Genomic DNA, 19,343 nt, shown 5'->3' with positions numbered 1-19,343 from the left:
TATTACCTCATTGTGTCATTAATTTGTTCTAAATAATTTATATACTCTTTAAAAAAACATATTTTACTTTCTTTATATAATAATATTTTATCCAATCTTCTATTATACTTTTCTTCAGTCCAATTTTTATGTTTAATATATCTTTTCTTTCCAATTTTCCAAAACTTATAAGGAAAATAAATAAGAGATAGCATTATTTGAAGTTCCTCTTTACTTAATGGATTATATACACTATATTCCTCTATTAACTTCTGTGCCTTTTTAAAATCCCAAGCGTATTCCGTTTTATACATTAATCTTCGTATAAATTTACCTAGGTCATTTACTCTTAAATCTATAATAACACTATTTAAATCTATTAAATAATAATCATCAAAGGTTTTTAAAATATTTTGGTAATAAAAACTATCATGACATATGGTCTTATTATTTTCTGCATCTTTACTGATTTTATAATATGGGGTAATGTTTAAAAGATTAAGAGAAGTTAAAGCTATACCAACAAATTTATCTATTTCATTATAATATCTATAATCAAACTCTGTCTTTAAAATTTTTTTATTTATTTTATGTTTAAAAACTTCTAAGTCTTTTATGGATTCTTTATATAATCTAGGCCAATTTTTTAAGTTATTGGTAATCTTATAATTCCTATGATCCATTCTAGAAGTGGCTACATGAAACTTAGCTAAAAGTTTTACACTTTCAATAGCCTCATTAAAATTTTTAAAATCACACTCTCTACCATTTACCCACTCTGTAACTGAAAATATGTCATTCTTATGTTTAACATATACATTACCCTTAGTTGTTTTAAGATATCTAGGCGTGTTTAAAAAACCTTCAAAATATAAATCTTCTGTTAACCTATAAGAATTTAATACTTTTCTTCTACCATTTTTACTTCTCTTTACACAATAACTTTTATTAGAATAATCTATAACCTTATAGGCACTTCTAACTTTATAAACTCTTTTTATAGTAATATCAAATTTTTTACATACGCTTTCTAACTGTTCAAGTTCTTTTTTATTTATAATTTCCATTAATAGCCTATTTTCAGTATCCAAATGAATTCCTCCAATAATAGTGCTATTAAATTATATTAGTTATTTTTAAATTTATTCCTTATAAAAAGATAAAACGCGATATACTCGCGTTTTACATATCCATTAAATCTTTAGTACTAAGTGAAATTCTTCTTTTTTCACCTTGAACTTCTATTATTCTAGCTTTTATGCTTTGATTAATTTTTAATACATCATTTAAGTTTTCTACTCTATCATGACTTATTTGAGATATATGAAGTAATGCATCTACTCCTGGTTCTAATTCTACGAAAGCTCCGAACTGTGAGAATCTTACCACTTTACCAAGAACTATACTTCCAACAGGATATTTTTCCTCTATATTATTCCATGGATTTTCTGATAATTTCTTAATACTTAAAGATAATTTCTTATTTTCCTTATCTGCCTCTAATACACATACTTTTATTTTTTCACCGATTTTTAATTCATCTTTTATTGATTCAACTTTACCCCAAGAAATTTCTGAAATATGTAGTAATCCATCTACACCTTGTACATCAACAAAAGCACCAAAATCATTTATTCTTCTTACTATGCCTTCTACAACTTCACCTTTTTTTATGTTATTCCAAGCAATTTCTTCATTTTTTATTTTTTCTTCTGCTAAAATAGCACGTCTTGAAACTACTATTTTAGTATTGTTTTTTTGTTTATTGAATTCAATTACTCTAACTTCAATTTCTGTATTAAGAATATTACTTACATCTTCTGAATTATCAAATTTAACTAAGGAACCTGGTAAAAATACTTTTATACCTTTGAAGTTACAAATAAATCCGCCTTTTACTTCTTGTTTAACTTTAACTGTAAGAATCTTTTTATCTTCAAAAGATTCTTTTAGGATCTTATATGCTTCAGCTCTTTCTACTTCAATCCTAGATAGTACTACATTTCCATCAGAATTTTTAACTTTTATAACTTTTCCTTCTACAATGTCCCCTACCTTAAATAAATCATTCATTGTCACATTGTTTTCAGTTGTTACTTCGTCTAAAGGTAAAACTGCATCACTTTTATAATTTAAATCTATAAACGCTTCTTTTTCATTTAAAGAAACAATTTCCCCTTTAACAATTTTGCCTATATAAATTTCAGTTTCATTTTGTTCCATAAATTCTAATTGTTCATTCATATTTACTTCATTGTTATCTATATTAGACATTTTCTTCATTGCCTCCTCTATTATCCAATTAGGTGTTGATGCTCCTGCTGTAACACCTATTTTTTTCAAGTCTTTATTTTTTATTAATTCATCTGGTATTTCAGAAGAATTTTCAATATGATAGGTATTTTTACAATTTTTCTTACAAATCTCATATAATTTAGCTGTATTAGAGCTATTTTTTCCACCAATTACAATCATAAGATCTACCTCTTTTGATAGTTCTTCAGCTGATTTTTGTCTTGTTTCAGTAGCACTACATATAGTATTCATAGCAACAAATTCCTTGCAATTATCTACTAAAACATTTAAAACCTTCTTCCAGTTAGATTGTTTTTCTGTGGTTTGAGATACTATACATACCTTTCCCTTTATACCTTTTAACTCGGTACCATCTTTTGAAATAATAGCTTCATCATTACACCATCCATTTATACCTATAACCTCTGGATGTTGTTTATCCCCAACGATTACTATTTTATAGCCCTCGGCGTAATATTTAGCTACTTTTCTATGTATTGTCGCTACATATGGACAAGTAGCATCTATAACATTTAAGTTCCTATTTTTTAATGTATTCATTATTGAAGGTTTTATACCATGAGATCTTATAATTATGGTATCTCCTTCTGTTAAATTTTCTATTTCTTCTAATTCAATGGAATATATATTGTTTTCTTTTAAATTTTCAACTACATCATTATTATGAATTAATGGTCCAAAAGTATAGATATTTTTATTAACACTTTGTTCTTTGGATGTAATAGCAGTATCTACAGCCCTTTTTACGCCAAAACAAAATCCTGCCTTATCAGCAAGTTTTATTTCCCTCATTTTAAGCCTCCTTTGCTATATGTTGTTCCATTTCATTAATTACTTCTTCTATAGTTTTTCCAGTAGAATTAATTTCTATAGCATCTTCTGCCATTCTCAATGGATCAACTTCTCTTGTAGTATCATAATTGTCTCTTTCAATTATATCTTTTAGGATTTCATCGAAAGAAACTTCTATATTTTTACTTAGAAACTCTTTATATCTTCTATTAGCTCTTTCTTCTGCAGATGCTGTTAAGAAGAATTTATAAGGAGCATCCTTTAAAACTACAGTACCAATGTCTCTTCCATCCATTATTACATTATAATTTTCAGCAATTTTTTGTTGTAACTTAACCAATCTTTCACGAACACATTTATTAGCAGCATACTTTGATACATTATTACTTATGTATGGTGTTGTTATTTTATCTTGAACATTTTCCCCATTTAATATTAAATGATCGCCTTCAAAACTAATATCGGTCTTATCTATTAATTCTTTTAAGTTTTCATCATCAGTTTCACTAATATTATTTTCTAATGCTCTCATAGCTATAGCTCTATACATAGCTCCTGTGTTTATATACATTAAATCTAATCTTTTACCTAAAAGTTTAGCAATGGTGCTCTTTCCTGCTCCTGCTGGTCCATCTATTGCAACATTATATTTCAATATTTTTCACGCCTTTCCTTATAGTATATATTTATATTCTATATTATTAATAAAATTCCTCCAATATAAATTATATACTGCTACCTGCTACATATCCTGTTGAAAATGCTATTTGAAGATTATATCCCCCAGTAAAACCATGTATATCAATTAGTTCTCCTGCAAAAGATAAGTTTTCTATTACTTTTGACTTCATAGTAGAAGGATCTATTTCTTTTGTTTTTACTCCTCCTGAAGTTATAATAGCTTCTGCAATAGGTCTATACCCTGTAATATTTAATTCAAAATTACTAATTAATTCTCCTAATCTTTTTCTCTCTTCTTTTGTAATTAGGTTTACTTTTTTATGTGAATCTATATTAGATAATTCAATTATAATGTCTATAAGTTTACTTGGCAGTAAATCTCCTAAACAATTTTTAAAATCCTTATTAGTGTATTTTTTAAAGTCTTTTTGAAGACGTTTATCTAATTCTTCCTCACTTAAAGCAGGTTTTAAATTTATAAAGGCTTTCATGTCCTTAATCTTTCCTTCTGGTATCTTAGCACTGGCACTTAAAACTACAGGACCTGAAATTCCAAAGTGAGTAAAGAGCATTTCTCCAAATTCTTTATAAACCACTTTCTTATTTTGCATAAATTTAATCTCTATGTTTTTAAGAGATAAGCCTTGTAATTCTTTTATCCATTCTTCTTTAGCAACCATAGGTACTAAGGAAGGTTTAATATTAGTTACAGTATGCCCAAGTTCCTTTGAAAAATCATAACCATCACCTGTAGAACCTGTTTGAGGATATGAAGCTCCTCCTGTACAAATAATATAATGATCTCCTTTAATTATGGAACCATCCTCTAATTTTAATCCTGTAATTACATCGCCTTCTCTTATAATGTCACTTACTTTAGTGTTTAACATGACCTTTACTTTGTTTTCGTATAATTTATTTTGTAGAGCTTTTATGATGTCGGAAGATTTATCACTTTCTGGGAAAATTCTATCTCCTCTTTCAACCTTTAGTTTAACTCCACACCCCTCAAAGAATTCCTTAACATTCTCATTAGTAAAAGTATAAAATGAGCTATATAAGAAATTAGGGTTACAAGGTATATAATCAAAAAACTCTGATATATCTTTATTATTTGTTACATTACATCTACCTTTTCCTGTAATAAATAATTTTTTACCTAGTTTTTCATTCTTTTCAATTAAAATTACAGAATTGCTTTTACTAGCAGCAATAGCAGCCATCATTCCAGCTGGTCCACCACCAATAATTATTACTTTTTTGTCCAAATCTAAGCACCTACCTTTTTTTAAGCAAAATTTCCAAAAAAAATTTCACATAAACCTAGTATATTTGTATTTAACTTTTTTGTCTACATTATTATTCGTATTATATGTTAACTTTTCTTTATATTTTGTAAATCCATGTAAAAGTATGTTTAAAACCTAGTTTTAATTAAATTCATGTCGCAATTGACTATTTTGTTCTTAATAATTAGACCTTAAAAATACTGCTTATTAATTTCTAAATAATACAGTTCTTTATAAATTATTCTATTTTAATTCTAAATTACTTAAATATAGAAATTAGTCTATATATTAGTTTGTATAACTTTATTTTTAATTGAAATAATAATAGTAAATATAATTTTAGGAGGTTTAATATGACAAACTTAAGTCAATTAGAATTACAAAATCTTCGTCATCTTATTGGCTCACATGAAACAATAGCTAATAAATTAGACGATTATGCAAAACAATGTACTGATACAGAATTATGTAATGTTTTTAAATGTGATGCTCAAGAAGCAAGAAATAGTAAAGAAAAATTAATGAATTTCTTAAAATAGGAGGTATTATAATGCAAGAAAAAAGTATGTTAAACGACTATTTAAGTACTATTAATAGTAGTTTATCAGGTTATGCTAGTGTTATAGCACAAACTGATAATCAAGAACTTCGTCAACAATTTCAATTAATGAGAGATCAAGATGAAAATAGACAATATAAAATTTATCAAATGGCTAAACAAAAAGGATTCTATAAACCTGCAGAAGCAGCAACTCAAACTCAAATAAGTACAGTTAAATCTGAATTAACTACAAATAAATAGCTTAATAAATAAAAAAATAAAAGGTAGCTATATATAAATGTAACTACCTTTTATTTCTGTCATAATTCTTATTATCTCTTTTCTAACCATTTCATAGCTGATCTCCAGTCACTTTCACTTAATTCTTCGAACTTATTACATTTTCTAAATTTACATATAATTATTTACAACATTTTTGTAACCTTTGCATCAATAGCAAAACTTTTATAATTTATTTTTTTAAAATTAAGAGGCTTAAATCCACATGTTATTAAAAGATCTTTAATTTCTTGTTCCGAATACACTCTATAATCCCCGCCATTGCTTATTTTGCAAAATAAATTTAATATTTGTCTTAAAACTAATGGTACAGTAGGGTCACCAAGAATTAATATTCCATTTTGTTTTAATACCCTTTTTATTTCTAATAACACTTTCTCTGGATTAGGATAATGATGGAATGATGCATTACATACAACAACCTCAAAACTATTACTTTCCCATGGTATAAATTCTGAATCACCAACTTTTAATTCTGCTTTACCATTAAGATTATCATTAGCCACCTTAATCATTTTTTCTGAAATATCTAATCCATATAACTTCATATTTTTATTTTGAGATAATTTTAATAGTATATTACCTGTGCCACAACCAAGATCTAATAAAGATTTTGGATTAATATTATTTATCCTATTAAGAATTTCATCGTACATAACTTTTACAAACTTTCCATCATGACTGTTATCATAATATGAGGCTTCTTTATCAAAATATTTTTTTGAGTTTTCTTTAAAAATATCTTTATTTTCTTTCATATATTCCCCCTCTTAATACTACTTTCATTGTTATAACACAAACATTAAAAATATCAATACATAAGCACTATAAATATTCTTCTTCATAGTAATATATGCAATACCATATAATACACTCATTATGCATAACATTAAACCGATCATTAAATTACCTTTTGTTAACATATGCACTAAACCCCATGTTAAGCCTAAAAGAAAACCACCCCAAGGAAGTTTGCTATTTTTAAATTGTAATTCTCCTGCTCTTTGTCCAAATACTATAATCAACAAAACAAGCATAGCTTCAAAAAAATAATAAATATATTGAAATATAAATTTCAACCAACTATTATTTCTAAATTCAATTAAAATCTTAAATCCATTCCACTCCCAATTACTAACTATTATAGAAATGCCCAAAATAATTAAAGCAATAACCCAATTTATTTTTTCTATTTTATCTTTATTTGTAAAAATATCAAATTCATATTTCGTCTTTGATATACAAACTAGGACTTTTGCCATGATGCCCCATATAGCACAGGTAATTATCCAATGTAATATATTTTGTAAAGTTGTAAATTGAGTTATGTTTTTTCCATATAATACTGGTTCAATAAAATTATATAATACCAATTCTAAGCCTAATCCCGCAAAGGCATATAGTCCTAGATATAGAAAATCTAAACCCTTAGTATGTTTCCCTTCCACCTCTATATTCTCCCCTTTAATATTGATAATGACCTTTTTTGTAAATTTGTTACTATTATAAACTGATTATATCATATTTTCTAAATATAACCATACATATATATACTTATCTATCATTGAATGGTTTATTATAGCTTTTTTAAGATCTTATCAAATATAAATAAATCATTATATAGCACATTCGTTAATCTTAAAAAATCCATATTAACTTTAATTACCTAACGACTCTCTAATTATCGTAAAAAAACACCGTATATTCTTTTGAATAATACGATGTTTTTAATATTAAGAATAGTTTGAAATAAATTAATACTATTTTCACAACAAAAAAACGCTACAACCTAAGTGATTGCAACGTTTTAAAAGTTTTGGTGACTCCTAGGGGATTCGAACCCCTGATACTACCGTGAGAGGGTAATGTCTTAACCGCTTGACCAAGGAGCCATATTTTTTATTATTTGGAACATTTATTATTATATTACTATTTCCTCAAAAAGTCTAATTGAAAAAATAAATACATTTTTGGTTAATTATTGGTTTATGCTATATTCACTTTAACTTAATGGTTTTAATTTCCGATAAATTTTTGTGATATTTTATTTATACTAACAAGTAAAACTTCCGATATAATATATAACTTAGTTATGTTATTAAAAATGTAGAAAAAATAAATAAGCGGAAAGGAACATACTTATGAAACTATATTGCAAATTAAAAGTAAATGACAAATCATTAAATATAGATTGCTTAGACTATGAAATTATTTATCGTAAATACTCAAAGCTTAATCCTATATATCATACTATTACCTTAATGTTTATAAACTTTAACTACGATATTAACAACGCAAAAAATAAATTAAAATACCTATGTAACTTATCTGATGAAGAATTAAAGAATATGGTTATTGCTAAAATTATTACGGATTTAGATAAAAAAAGTGAAACAAGTTTATTTAAGAAAAAATATCAGAAACAAATTCAAGAGCTAAATAGTAAAAAAATAACTATTGAACTAGATAAAAGTAAAATGGAATTATGTTAACTTTTTTATATTTATAAATAATAAAAGAGCTGTGACAAAAGAAAAATATTTTGACACAACTCTTTTTTACTATAAAAATCGATTAATTGTATTTTTACACTTATACATACACATTTTTTCTTATTTATTTTTTATATGTATCATACTCTTTAATTTATTTATTTTGCTTATTTTTGTATTTTACAACATCTGTATAGTTTTCAATCATATCATCTGTTATATTCCAAAATATTTCTTGATTACCTAATAATTTTTCAGAAATAACATTAAAAACACCGTGCCCATAAGAAGCTTTATTTTTACATTTATTACATTGTAAATTTTCTCATAATTTTTATTTACATAAAAAACATATAAGTAGATCTTGAATCTTTTTCATTGAATATTTACCTCCTGTTAACTACATGTTTTATTTTAAAATTAACTCAATAATATCATATTTTGTAAACAGCATATTATTTCATTTAAGTTAATATTGAAGTAATGTTCAGCAAAGAAATTTATAAAAATATTAGATTTAAATAAACTCTTGTTGGTATTTAAAATTTATATTCCACATAGTTAATATAAAAGGATATTTATTTAAATACATATCTTGTTAATATTCAACATTTACATTCCACATAGTTATAATATAAAAGCTTTTAACTTATTTTTTATTTTTTATTATTTCTCTATTTGTATATTTATATTCCTCATATTTAATATAAAACTTATGCTCTAACATATAAGTATGAATATCCATTTCGTATTTACATTCCACATAGTTAATATAAAACAGAATATTGCTTTATACTGCTATAGCAAAAGCTATGAATTTACATTCCACATAGTTAATATAAAACGGTGAAGAGAATGAGTGATATAGAATTTAAATTTAAATTTACATTCCACATAGTTAATATAAAACAATAATAACTGATGATGGTGATGTTGTAGTTGATTAATTTACATTCCACACAGTTAATATAAAACTTAAATTTATATCCCTCAAACGCACTCATAGCTTCAATTTACATTCCACATAGTTAATATAAAACTAGATAACTCATATATAAGCAAGAACTATTCTTCTATATTTACATTCCACATAGTTAATATAAAACCCGCCCTGAACAATAGAGAACTATATCAAGATAATAAAATTTACATTCCACATAGTTAATATAAAACACATAAGACAGTATTCGACATACAATTAATAGAAACTATTTACATTCCACATAGTTAATATAAAACGATTATCCGAGAGTAGAGTTGCAACTTCAAGATTTAAATTTACATTCCACATAGTTAATATAAAACCAGTACCTGTAGTCACAGATGGAGAAACAATTATTATATTTACATTCCACATAGTTAATATAAAACAATCTGCAGCATACCAGGTGTTTCCTGTCCAACAGTAATTTACATTCCACATAGTTAATATAAAACTAGTAAAAGAAAGATTGCTTGAATATGCACAAAAAAAATTTACATTCCACATAGTTAATATAAAACGCATGAGTTATAGGTCCACTTCTTACTTCTTGTAAATTTACATTCCACATAGTTAATATAAAACCTAAATCATTATTTATTTCAAGATCATTATTTATTAGATTTACATTCCACATAGTTAATATAAAACTTATAAGTCTTTTTTTATTGCCTATTTTTATAAATAATTTACATTCCACATAGTTAATATAAAACTTGGTTCTAAATAACTTAGAGAATTAGGACTTTCCATATTTACATTCCACATAGTTAATATAAAACGCAAATCTAGTAATAAATCTACTCTTGGATTATCTTTATTTACATTCCACATAGTTAATATAAAACCTTAATAGCATATTCTCCAACTATTAGTTCATAAGCTATTTACATTCCACATAGTTAATATAAAACTTTAATAAATGCAATTTACCCAGATAAATTTAAACCAATTTACATTCCACATAGTTAATATAAAACTAAGAAATAAATGTATTATAATTTTACTTTTAAATACATTTACATTCCACATAGTTAATATAAAACGTTGAAGAATTTCATAATAGAGTAGAAAGATACTAATTTACATTCCACATAGTTAATATAAAACTAGAATATCCTACTTTACAAGAGTATCTGTTATCTAAATTTACATTCCACATAGTTAATATAAAACTATAGAAAGCGTTATAAATGCAAGTATAGAAGAAGAATTTACATTCCACATAGTTAATATAAAACAGAAGAAGAAAAATTCAAAAATCATTACAGAGTGTAAAATTTACATTCCACATAGTTAATATAAAACTTACCTAATAATCAAGAATATTTTTCGACTCATGCAGATTTACATTCCACATAGTTAATATAAAACATGATGTAAAACGATTGATTTAGGGTAATTGTTATGATTTACATTCCACATAGTTAATATAAAACCTATTTTTATATAATATAGTCTTAATATCAATTTTGATTTACATTCCACATAGTTAATATAAAACAAAACGTAACAATAACTATAGATGCTTTAGCAGCAAGATTTACATTCCACATAGTTAATATAAAACAAGTTAACTGAATATTGTAATGAATATTATGAAAAAATTTACATTCCACATAGTTAATATAAAACATTTCAACAAATAAAGTAAGATTAGAAAGAAAAAATAATTTACATTCCACATAGTTAATATAAAACAGAGTTATTTAAAACTTCCTTTACTTCCTGTTGCATATTTACATTCCACATAGTTAATATAAAACTTGGCATTTCTTATTCTCCCTTCTAATCTTGTTTAATATTTACATTCCACATAGTTAATATAAAACCTACAAAACATACTTCGATTAACATACTTTTAGCTTATTTACATTCCACATAGTTAATATAAAACGAGTACCACATTTTACATCAGAAGATGAAGAAGCACAAATTTACATTCCACATAGTTAATATAAAACCTAATCTACATAGCCTGTTCCTCTTACCCACATACGTATTTACATTCCACATAGTTAATATAAAACCTTTCCAAAACCTAAAACCCAAGGATTTGTAAACGTAAATTTACATTCCACATAGTTAATATAAAACAGGTGATAAGGTAGGTCTTTATAGAAAAGAAGGGGATATTTACATTCCACATAGTTAATATAAAACCCTTCTTTTAAAGACTTAGTAAATTTAATATTACTTCCATTTACATTCCACATAGTTAATATAAAACGAACAATTCAAAGATATATTTCAGAACTTAAAGAAAAATTTACATTCCACATAGTTAATATAAAACAATAATAGAATTTTTTATACATCTTATCCATTTAATATTTACATTCCACATAGTTAATATAAAACGATAGGTTTATGCAACTTAGAATTACTCATTATACAAATTTACATTCCACATAGTTAATATAAAACTTATTGTTTTTAATATATAAAATCATTTAAAATCAATATTTACATTCCACATAGTTAATATAAAACAATATCTTCTGCTTCTTCTTTTGAAGGAATGTTACAAATTTACATTCCACATAGTTAATATAAAACAATTTTTAAAAATTAACAGATTTGCTTGAAAAATTAATTTACATTCCACATAGTTAATATAAAACGTGATTCTATGTGATAGATAGAGTTACCAAATATGCTAATTTACATTCCACATAGTTAATATAAAACTTTTTAAGAGTTTATTTTTTTATATTTATTTTTAAAAATTTACATTCCACATAGTTAATATAAAACGAAAAATAGTACCATACAGTTATCAAATTAAAAAATATTTACATTCCACATAGTTAATATAAAACTACTAAATATAAGATAAAGAGAACTAATTTTTAATATATTTACATTCCACATAGTTAATATAAAACTAGAAAATATTGCTTTAAAATTTCATGTGCCTTCTAAATTTACATTCCACATAGTTAATATAAAACAAGATGAAGAAGTTTAAAATTTTTTAATTGTTATTAAATTTACATTCCACATAGTTAATATAAAACTTTTCTTATTATTCTATAAGCAGTTGCTCTGTGAATATTTACATTCCACATAGTTAATATAAAACGAACAATTTAATATAGACAAAGATATAACATTAAGCAATTTACATTCCACATAGTTAATATAAAACAGAAGAATTAGTTGTTTCAGAAATATATAATTTAGAATTTACATTCCACATAGTTAATATAAAACTTACTTAAATTAATAAATTAAAGAAGTATCTTATTATATTTACATTCCACATAGTTAATATAAAACATATTTGTAGATTGGATTGGTTATTCAATGTTTGTAAATTTACATTCCACATAGTTAATATAAAACGAAATGCTTTTGAAATTGCTATTCTACTATTCTTATTATTTACATTCCACATAGTTAATATAAAACGAGACGTCCATGTACGCTAGATAGTTTCTCTAAATTATTTACATTCCACATAGTTAATATAAAACGAGTACCAAGAGAAGTTAATAGCTAACAATACTAGCATTTACATTCCACATAGTTAATATAAAACCATAGAATACACAGATAGACCACCTATTGTAATACGATTTACATTCCACATAGTTAATATAAAACGTGTAAATCTTATTTCTACTAACTGAAAATTTCATATTTACATTCCACATAGTTAATATAAAACAATGTTTGATGCAGAGAAAGCAATTATTATTAATACATTTACATTCCACATAGTTAATATAAAACGGTATTATGTTTTATGTAAGTTTTACAATTACAAAATATTTACATTCCACATAGTTAATATAAAACTATAAAAGTATGTAAAGGTAGTAATAAGTATAAACAATTTACATTCCACATAGTTAATATAAAACCAAGTCCCCATACCCCAACTACTATATACATATACCACATTTACATTCCACATAGTTAATATAAAACCAATGCACAATAAGGAAGAAGGGAGGTGTGTTGGATTTACATTCCACATAGTTAATATAAAACGTTTTTTTTATACTACTAGATGCATATTTTGTTTGTTATTTACATTCCACATAGTTAATATAAAACTGACATGATATAAAATTGTTTTTCTTTATTTATCTGTATTTACATTCCACATAGTTAATATAAAACTAAGAAAAAAGTAAAAAAGAAAGCAAACAAAAAAGAATTTACATTCCACATAGTTAATATAAAACATTATGCTTTGAAAAATCGTAGACTTGTCGCATTTGGATTTACATTCCACATAGTTAATATAAAACGAAAACAGTTTAATACATCTATAAAAGGATTCTTTAGATTTACATTCCACATAGTTAATATAAAACTATAATGTAGGTGAATTACTGCGTCATACTCAACATGATTTACATTCCACATAGTTAATATAAAACTATCCGGCACTAAAGGGATATCCATTCTGTACCTTTTATTTACATTCCACATAGTTAATATAAAACAATATTGTTGGAAATAACTGGTAGTAGTCTACCTAAGATTTACATTCCACATAGTTAATATAAAACAGTATGCAATGAAGATACATACTACTATGATGTAATAGATTTACATTCCACATAGTTAATATAAAACGGGTATCATATATAGTAAAATCCCACCTCCAAAAGAGATTTACATTCCACATAGTTAATATAAAACTCTCCTCTAAAGGCTTAAGCATTGCTACATGAGCAAATTTACATTCCACATAGTTAATATAAAACCAAAATTATCCCAATTTAGTGGGTTAATTATGATGTATTTACATTCCACATAGTTAATATAAAACCTTGAATACAAACAATAACTAATAAAGTGTAGTGTCAATTTACATTCCACATAGTTAATATAAAACATATCAAAAAACAGATAATTAAGTTGGAATTTTATAAATTTACATTCCACATAGTTAATATAAAACTAGCGTTGAATGAGCAACTTGGCACACTTGACATACGTATTTACATTCCACATAGTTAATATAAAACGATTAACTAAATATATCTTCGATTTCCTACATATTCATTTACATTCCACATAGTTAATATAAAACATACTCCAATGACTCTATATTACATACTATATCTACATTTACATTCCACATAGTTAATATAAAACTTTGGATAAATGGGGCTTGGGTGGTGCTTATATAGAATTTACATTCCACATAGTTAATATAAAACGCTACATGACTAATACCTTGTGTTGCCCCCACCTCAATTTACATTCCACATAGTTAATATAAAACCAAAACTCAAATAGAGATGTTAGAGATGGAAATAGAATTTACATTCCACATAGTTAATATAAAACAGTAGTTACTGCAAATAATATGGTTTGTTCTACATAATTTACATTCCACATAGTTAATATAAAACACGATTATGATATATTTCAACGTTGTCAAAATACAAGATTTACATTCCACATAGTTAATATAAAACGTATATAACAGTAGCCTAACTGTAAAAGAATGGAATAATTTACATTCCACATAGTTAATATAAAACACTTAAGTTTATATTGACTTGGCATTTTGAATAATGATTTACATTCCACATAGTTAATATAAAACTAACCATTTGTCGACAATCACATCCCCTTTAAGAAAGATTTACATTCCACATAGTTAATATAAAACGGATTATAATAACTGCCATAATTCCTCCTAAAGATGGATTTACATTCCACATAGTTAATATAAAACATACTATATAAAGAGGTATGTGGGAACTCTTATTAATATTTACATTCCACATAGTTAATATAAAACGGTTAATAACTATTACTGAAATAGAAGTTCTACAAAAATTTACATTCCACATAGTTAATATAAAACCTTCTCCAATAGTGCTTGTGCTTTATCAAAAGCTTCTATTTACATTCCACATAGTTAATATAAAACTTTTAAATTTAGCTGAATTTATAATATCTTCATTCCCATTTACATTCCACATAGTTAATATAAAACTTTGAAACATTATTTCATCTACTAAGCCTTTTTCCTATTTACATTCCACATAGTTAATATAAAACTGTCAACACTTTAAAATGTTATTTAGTATTAAAAAAATTTACATTCCACATAGTTAATATAAAACGGGAATATTTTTTTATTGCTACATATTTTTATTCTAAATTTACATTCCACATAGTTAATATAAAACCTTCATCCGTAAACCCTGTTATTCTCCAACATTCCAAATTTACATTCCACATAGTTAATATAAAACTGTCGTACCAACATGATTTCTCCCCACCTGTTCTTATATTTACATTCCACATAGTTAATATAAAACGTAGATGAACTAAATGACAAATAGTGACAAAAAATATGATTTACATTCCACATAGTTAATATAAAACTAGACCGTCAACATTTGACAAAATATGCCAAAAATAATTTACATTCCACATAGTTAATATAAAACACCGTCCGTAACTGCCATACAAACAGCAAGGGAAAAATTTACATTCCACATAGTTAATATAAAACGTATAACGTAACAATAAACGGCATGAAGCAGTACACAGATTTACATTCCACATAGTTAATATAAAACCTACTAAAGATGTAATCATTACCATGTACCAAAAAGATTTACATTCCACATAGTTAATATAAAACGCACATGCACAACGTCCCAGTCAACTAATTCAGTTATATTTACATTCCACATAGTTAATATAAAACTAATTGATGCCATACAAAATAAAAGCACTTAACTATAATTTACATTCCACATAGTTAATATAAAACATATGTTAAGAAATTATATAAAGATTATAACAACGATATTTACATTCCACATAGTTAATATAAAACTGGATAGAATTGATTTTTGCAATAAATTTTGGGTTAATTTACATTCCACATAGTTAATATAAAACGTATCTAAAAAGTAACAAGGAGAATCTACGAAGATTATTATTTACATTCCACATAGTTAATATAAAACCAGACTATAAAAATAGCGGTATTTGCGATATTCCTAAATTTACATTCCACATAGTTAATATAAAACACTGTAAACCAGTCTACTCTAACTGTCAAGTCGACAATTTACATTCCACATAGTTAATATAAAACGTATAGACGTTGTAGATAAATTAGAAAACGAAAACCGATTTACATTCCACATAGTTAATATAAAACTACTGCTATTAGTGAATTTTTTATTTCTTCATATCTATTTACATTCCACATAGTTAATATAAAACTGTAGTACAATTCGTGTAGATATCAAGTCCAAAAAAGATTTACATTCCACATAGTTAATATAAAACTATTGAGGAAACTGTCAGAGAGTTCTATGAAGATTGATTTACATTCCACATAGTTAATATAAAACTGTAATGAGCATGTATGCCCCCAACTCCTTGAACTCTATTTACATTCCACATAGTTAATATAAAACAAGCTGACAGAATTGTAGGCTTTCCAATAACCAAATTTACATTCCACATAGTTAATATAAAACAGAAAATTCATTTAATCCGTAATAATATATTCTAACATTTACATTCCACATAGTTAATATAAAACGGGTCGTTATCTTGGTTGATATCCCCCGTCCATTGAAATTTACATTCCACATAGTTAATATAAAACGATAGTCTGCGATTTCTTGCTAGCAATATGAACTTGATTTACATTCCACATAGTTAATATAAAACTAGACCATCAACATTTGACAAAATATGCCAAAAATAATTTACATTCCACATAGTTAATATAAAACAAGTGTAGTGCATAGCAAACCTATGTGGGTCTACAAATTTACATTCCACATAGTTAATATAAAACTCTCCTCTAAAGGCTTAAGCATTGCTACATGAGCAAATTTACATTCCACATAGTTAATATAAAACCTTCATCTGTAAACCCTGTTATTCTCCAACATTCCAGATTTACATTCCACATAGTTAATATAAAACCATATTTACCAAAAGTGGTAAATTATTGGAATTTATATTTACATTCCACATAGTTAATATAAAACCCTAAAATTAGAAAGTACTTAACCCATTGATATACCGTACTTTTTAAGTATAATTGATTTTACTTAAATAAGCAATTTTGCAGTAAACCTTCAATAGTGTTTTTTGTACTTTAAAATAATTCTTCTCTACGCTTGATATATCAACGTATAGAATATAGTTTTAATTTTTTTAGCTTTACTGCAAATCACAAAAATAAGTCATCAAAACTTTTTTCTACACCTAATACATTTTTCGTTATATTTCTGCTATTCTTAACCCTATAAATATAGACTGAATCTGTTTTTTTATTTATACATTTTCCTATTTCTGATAGACACTTATGAAGTTTTCCTTCTGTAATTTCACCTTCAAAAACAGAATTTTGAGTCCAAGTTAAATATTTTTTTAGAATTTTTCTTACTCTATTTATCCTCTTTTCTTCTATATCATATGTTAAAATAATAAACATTGAATTACCACCAAGCTTTCAAAGGTTTATATGTTTCATCCCCAATAAAGTGTTTTATAAGTTTATAACATTCTAGTCTTATAAACATTCTATAGGATACTTTTCTATTTAATTTTCTATGCTTTATTGTTGTATTAAACTTTTTTTCTAATTCTGAAACAAATTTTTTCTTTCCCTCTTCATTTAAAAAACAAATTCCCTCTTCAATTTCAAAATCTTTATTAGTTATCCTTCTATTATTTATTAGACTAAAAATAATAGGATCTATTATTAATGGTTTAAAAATTTCTGCTATATCTAAACTTAAAGAGAATCTTTTGCTAGAAGGTTCATGTAGAAAACTTATTGTAGGATCCAATTGTGTCTTATATAATTCACCTAAAACTGCTGTATACATAAGACTGTTACCAAAAGAAATTACAGCATTTATCGGTGTTGTAGGAGGTCTTTTTTCTCTTCTTTCAAATTGAAATCCATTTTTTAGTATAGCATTAAAAGCTTCATAATATATTTTTCTCATTCTACCTTCAGCACCCATTAATTCTTGGATAGTATTTGCATTTAATATATTTCCTCTTTCCGTTTCTATTCTCATAACATACTCTTTTGTATCTTCCTTATATTTCCTTAAATTTCTTAAAATATGATGTGCCGCACTATCAATAAAACATTTAGCCATATATAACCTTTTATCATATAAATTATAATACATTGCTTGATTTACTACAGTAAATCCTGATACATTTTTCTTTCTTGGATAATATGTTCCTGAATAATATCCATAATAATTATAAAAATTAAGCATTAATCCATATTGAGCTAAATAATTAAGCAATTTTGTATTTAAATCAACTTCTCCAAATATATGAAGTTTATCTACTTGTTCTATGGGTAACGGCCTTTTTATCCCTTCATCAGTTATAAAATAAATAGTATTATCTTTTCTTTTTAATCTTCCATTATTAAAAATATAATAATCTTTACTCATTATTCTTCCTCCTCCCCTGCAAAACAAAATTCATAATAAGCACATTTAGTGCAGTATGGTAATTTTTTTAACTTAGGAGGTTTGCTATCATTAATTATTCTATCTATATCTATTAGTGTATTCTTTATTTCTTTTTCCATTTCATAATTTAATTCTATCTCTTCTGTCCTCTTCTCTTTTACATAATTAATGCAACCTTTTTTGTTTATACCTATTTCCTTTAAGTAAAAAATATAATACATAAGTTGCATTTTATCTGGTACTGGCATTTTACTAGTTATTTTAACTTCTCTTACATAATCCTTATCCAAAATATCTATTCTTAAAATGTCATCTATTAAAACTTCCTTATTCTTCTTTCTCATATAAGAATTTTCATGAATGATTTTCCCACTCATTACTCTATCATTATTATCTTCAAGAGAAATTCCTTTTGAATATAACCAAAGTTTTCTCTTACACACATAATAATAATTTACTTTAACACCTTGTGTTTTAAATCTTTCTAACTTAAATTCCATAATTATCACC

At 25.3% G+C, this 19,343-nt stretch carries 12 protein-coding genes, 1 tRNA gene and 1 CRISPR repeat array; of the genes, 3 read left to right on the top strand and 10 right to left on the bottom strand.

Going from position 1 to position 19,343, the window contains the following annotated elements; translation table 11 throughout:
* Positions 1 to 2: 2 nt before the first annotated feature.
* The 4 genes from QOZ93_RS11720 to QOZ93_RS11705 all read right to left on the bottom strand — a co-directional run bounded on the left by QOZ93_RS11720 (position 3) and on the right by QOZ93_RS11705 (position 5,036).
* Positions 3 to 1,070, bottom strand: a complete 1,068-nt coding sequence (locus QOZ93_RS11720; protein WP_307356677.1) for a CotS family spore coat protein — start codon at positions 1,068 to 1,070, stop codon at positions 3 to 5.
* Positions 1,071 to 1,161: 91 nt separating this feature from the next.
* Positions 1,162 to 3,087 (bottom strand): bifunctional 4-hydroxy-3-methylbut-2-enyl diphosphate reductase/30S ribosomal protein S1, encoded by a 1,926-nt coding sequence (locus QOZ93_RS11715; RefSeq protein WP_307356674.1) that lies wholly within the window; start codon positions 3,085 to 3,087, stop codon positions 1,162 to 1,164.
* Between the two features lies 1 nt (position 3,088).
* Positions 3,089 to 3,742 carry a (d)CMP kinase gene (cmk, locus tag QOZ93_RS11710; RefSeq protein WP_111942294.1) on the bottom strand — a complete coding sequence of 218 codons (654 nt, stop codon included), beginning with the start codon at positions 3,740 to 3,742 and terminating at the stop codon, positions 3,089 to 3,091.
* Between the two features lie 70 nt (positions 3,743 to 3,812).
* The gene (locus QOZ93_RS11705; protein WP_307356673.1) at positions 3,813 to 5,036 is read right to left on the bottom strand and encodes a BaiN/RdsA family NAD(P)/FAD-dependent oxidoreductase; all 1,224 of its coding nucleotides are present in this window, start codon (positions 5,034 to 5,036) and stop codon (positions 3,813 to 3,815) included.
* A gap of 374 nt (positions 5,037 to 5,410) precedes the next feature.
* On the opposite strand from QOZ93_RS11705, the gene QOZ93_RS11700 reads away from it, so the two are divergent.
* Positions 5,411 to 5,596: a hypothetical protein gene (locus QOZ93_RS11700; RefSeq protein ID WP_307356671.1), complete on the top strand. Its 186-nt coding sequence runs from the start codon at positions 5,411 to 5,413 to the stop codon at positions 5,594 to 5,596.
* Between the two features lie 11 nt (positions 5,597 to 5,607).
* The gene (locus QOZ93_RS11695; protein ID WP_307356669.1) at positions 5,608 to 5,859 is read left to right on the top strand and encodes a spore coat protein; all 252 of its coding nucleotides are present in this window, start codon (positions 5,608 to 5,610) and stop codon (positions 5,857 to 5,859) included.
* A gap of 164 nt (positions 5,860 to 6,023) precedes the next feature.
* Here QOZ93_RS11695 and QOZ93_RS11690 read toward each other — a convergent pair whose 3' ends face one another.
* From QOZ93_RS11690 to QOZ93_RS11680, 3 genes are all read right to left on the bottom strand, one after another.
* A complete protein-coding gene (locus tag QOZ93_RS11690; RefSeq protein ID WP_307356667.1) occupies positions 6,024 to 6,656 on the bottom strand; it encodes a class I SAM-dependent methyltransferase in 633 nt (210 codons plus the stop codon).
* 30 nt (positions 6,657 to 6,686) lie between these two features.
* Positions 6,687 to 7,346 (bottom strand): hypothetical protein, encoded by a 660-nt coding sequence (locus tag QOZ93_RS11685; RefSeq protein ID WP_307356665.1) that lies wholly within the window; start codon positions 7,344 to 7,346, stop codon positions 6,687 to 6,689.
* A gap of 369 nt (positions 7,347 to 7,715) precedes the next feature.
* A tRNA-Glu gene (locus tag QOZ93_RS11680) sits at positions 7,716 to 7,790 on the bottom strand.
* 249 nt (positions 7,791 to 8,039) lie between these two features.
* Here QOZ93_RS11680 and QOZ93_RS11675 point away from each other — a divergent pair.
* A complete protein-coding gene (locus QOZ93_RS11675) occupies positions 8,040 to 8,390 on the top strand; it encodes a hypothetical protein (protein ID WP_307356664.1) in 351 nt (116 codons plus the stop codon).
* 544 nt (positions 8,391 to 8,934) lie between these two features.
* Positions 8,935 to 17,375: a CRISPR direct-repeat array (repeat unit 29 nt; unit sequence ATTTACATTCCACATAGTTAATATAAAAC).
* 185 nt (positions 17,376 to 17,560) lie between these two features.
* Here the strand turns inward: QOZ93_RS11675 and cas2 are convergent.
* The 3 genes from cas2 to cas4 are packed head-to-tail and all read right to left on the bottom strand — an operon-like array spanning position 17,561 to position 19,333.
* The gene (gene cas2 / locus QOZ93_RS11670; protein ID WP_307356662.1) at positions 17,561 to 17,824 is read right to left on the bottom strand and encodes a CRISPR-associated endonuclease Cas2; all 264 of its coding nucleotides are present in this window, start codon (positions 17,822 to 17,824) and stop codon (positions 17,561 to 17,563) included.
* A gap of 4 nt (positions 17,825 to 17,828) precedes the next feature.
* Entirely contained in the window at positions 17,829 to 18,812 is a 984-nt protein-coding gene (gene cas1b / locus QOZ93_RS11665) for a type I-B CRISPR-associated endonuclease Cas1b (protein ID WP_307356660.1), read from the bottom strand.
* Complete coding sequence (cas4, locus tag QOZ93_RS11660; protein WP_307356658.1) at positions 18,812 to 19,333, bottom strand: CRISPR-associated protein Cas4; 522 nt, start codon at positions 19,331 to 19,333, stop codon at positions 18,812 to 18,814. The genes cas1b and cas4 overlap by 1 nt, the downstream gene beginning before the upstream one ends.
* Positions 19,334 to 19,343: the final 10 nt, after the last annotated feature.

Source organism: Hathewaya limosa (assembly GCF_030815255.1).
In the GTDB taxonomy this organism is placed as follows: domain Bacteria; phylum Bacillota; class Clostridia; order Clostridiales; family Clostridiaceae; genus Hathewaya; species Hathewaya limosa.
The sequence above is the reverse complement of the archived record's forward strand: the minus strand, read 5'-3'. Positions and strand labels throughout refer to the sequence as shown.

What these genes read in the sequence shown, in the direction of transcription:
- QOZ93_RS11690 (WP_307356667.1), bottom strand. Translation starts at nt 6,656, where the DNA reads ATGAAAGAAAATAAAGATATTTTTAAAGAAAACTCAAAAAAATATTTT.
- QOZ93_RS11700 (WP_307356671.1), top strand. Translation starts at nt 5,411, where the DNA reads ATGACAAACTTAAGTCAATTAGAATTACAAAATCTTCGTCATCTTATT.
- cas1b (WP_307356660.1), bottom strand. Translation starts at nt 18,812, where the DNA reads ATGAGTAAAGATTATTATATTTTTAATAATGGAAGATTAAAAAGAAAA.
- QOZ93_RS11695 (WP_307356669.1), top strand. Translation starts at nt 5,608, where the DNA reads ATGCAAGAAAAAAGTATGTTAAACGACTATTTAAGTACTATTAATAGT.
- QOZ93_RS11715 (WP_307356674.1), bottom strand. Translation starts at nt 3,087, where the DNA reads ATGAGGGAAATAAAACTTGCTGATAAGGCAGGATTTTGTTTTGGCGTA.
- QOZ93_RS11675 (WP_307356664.1), top strand. Translation starts at nt 8,040, where the DNA reads ATGAAACTATATTGCAAATTAAAAGTAAATGACAAATCATTAAATATA.
- cas2 (WP_307356662.1), bottom strand. Translation starts at nt 17,824, where the DNA reads ATGTTTATTATTTTAACATATGATATAGAAGAAAAGAGGATAAATAGA.
- cas4 (WP_307356658.1), bottom strand. Translation starts at nt 19,333, where the DNA reads ATGGAATTTAAGTTAGAAAGATTTAAAACACAAGGTGTTAAAGTAAAT.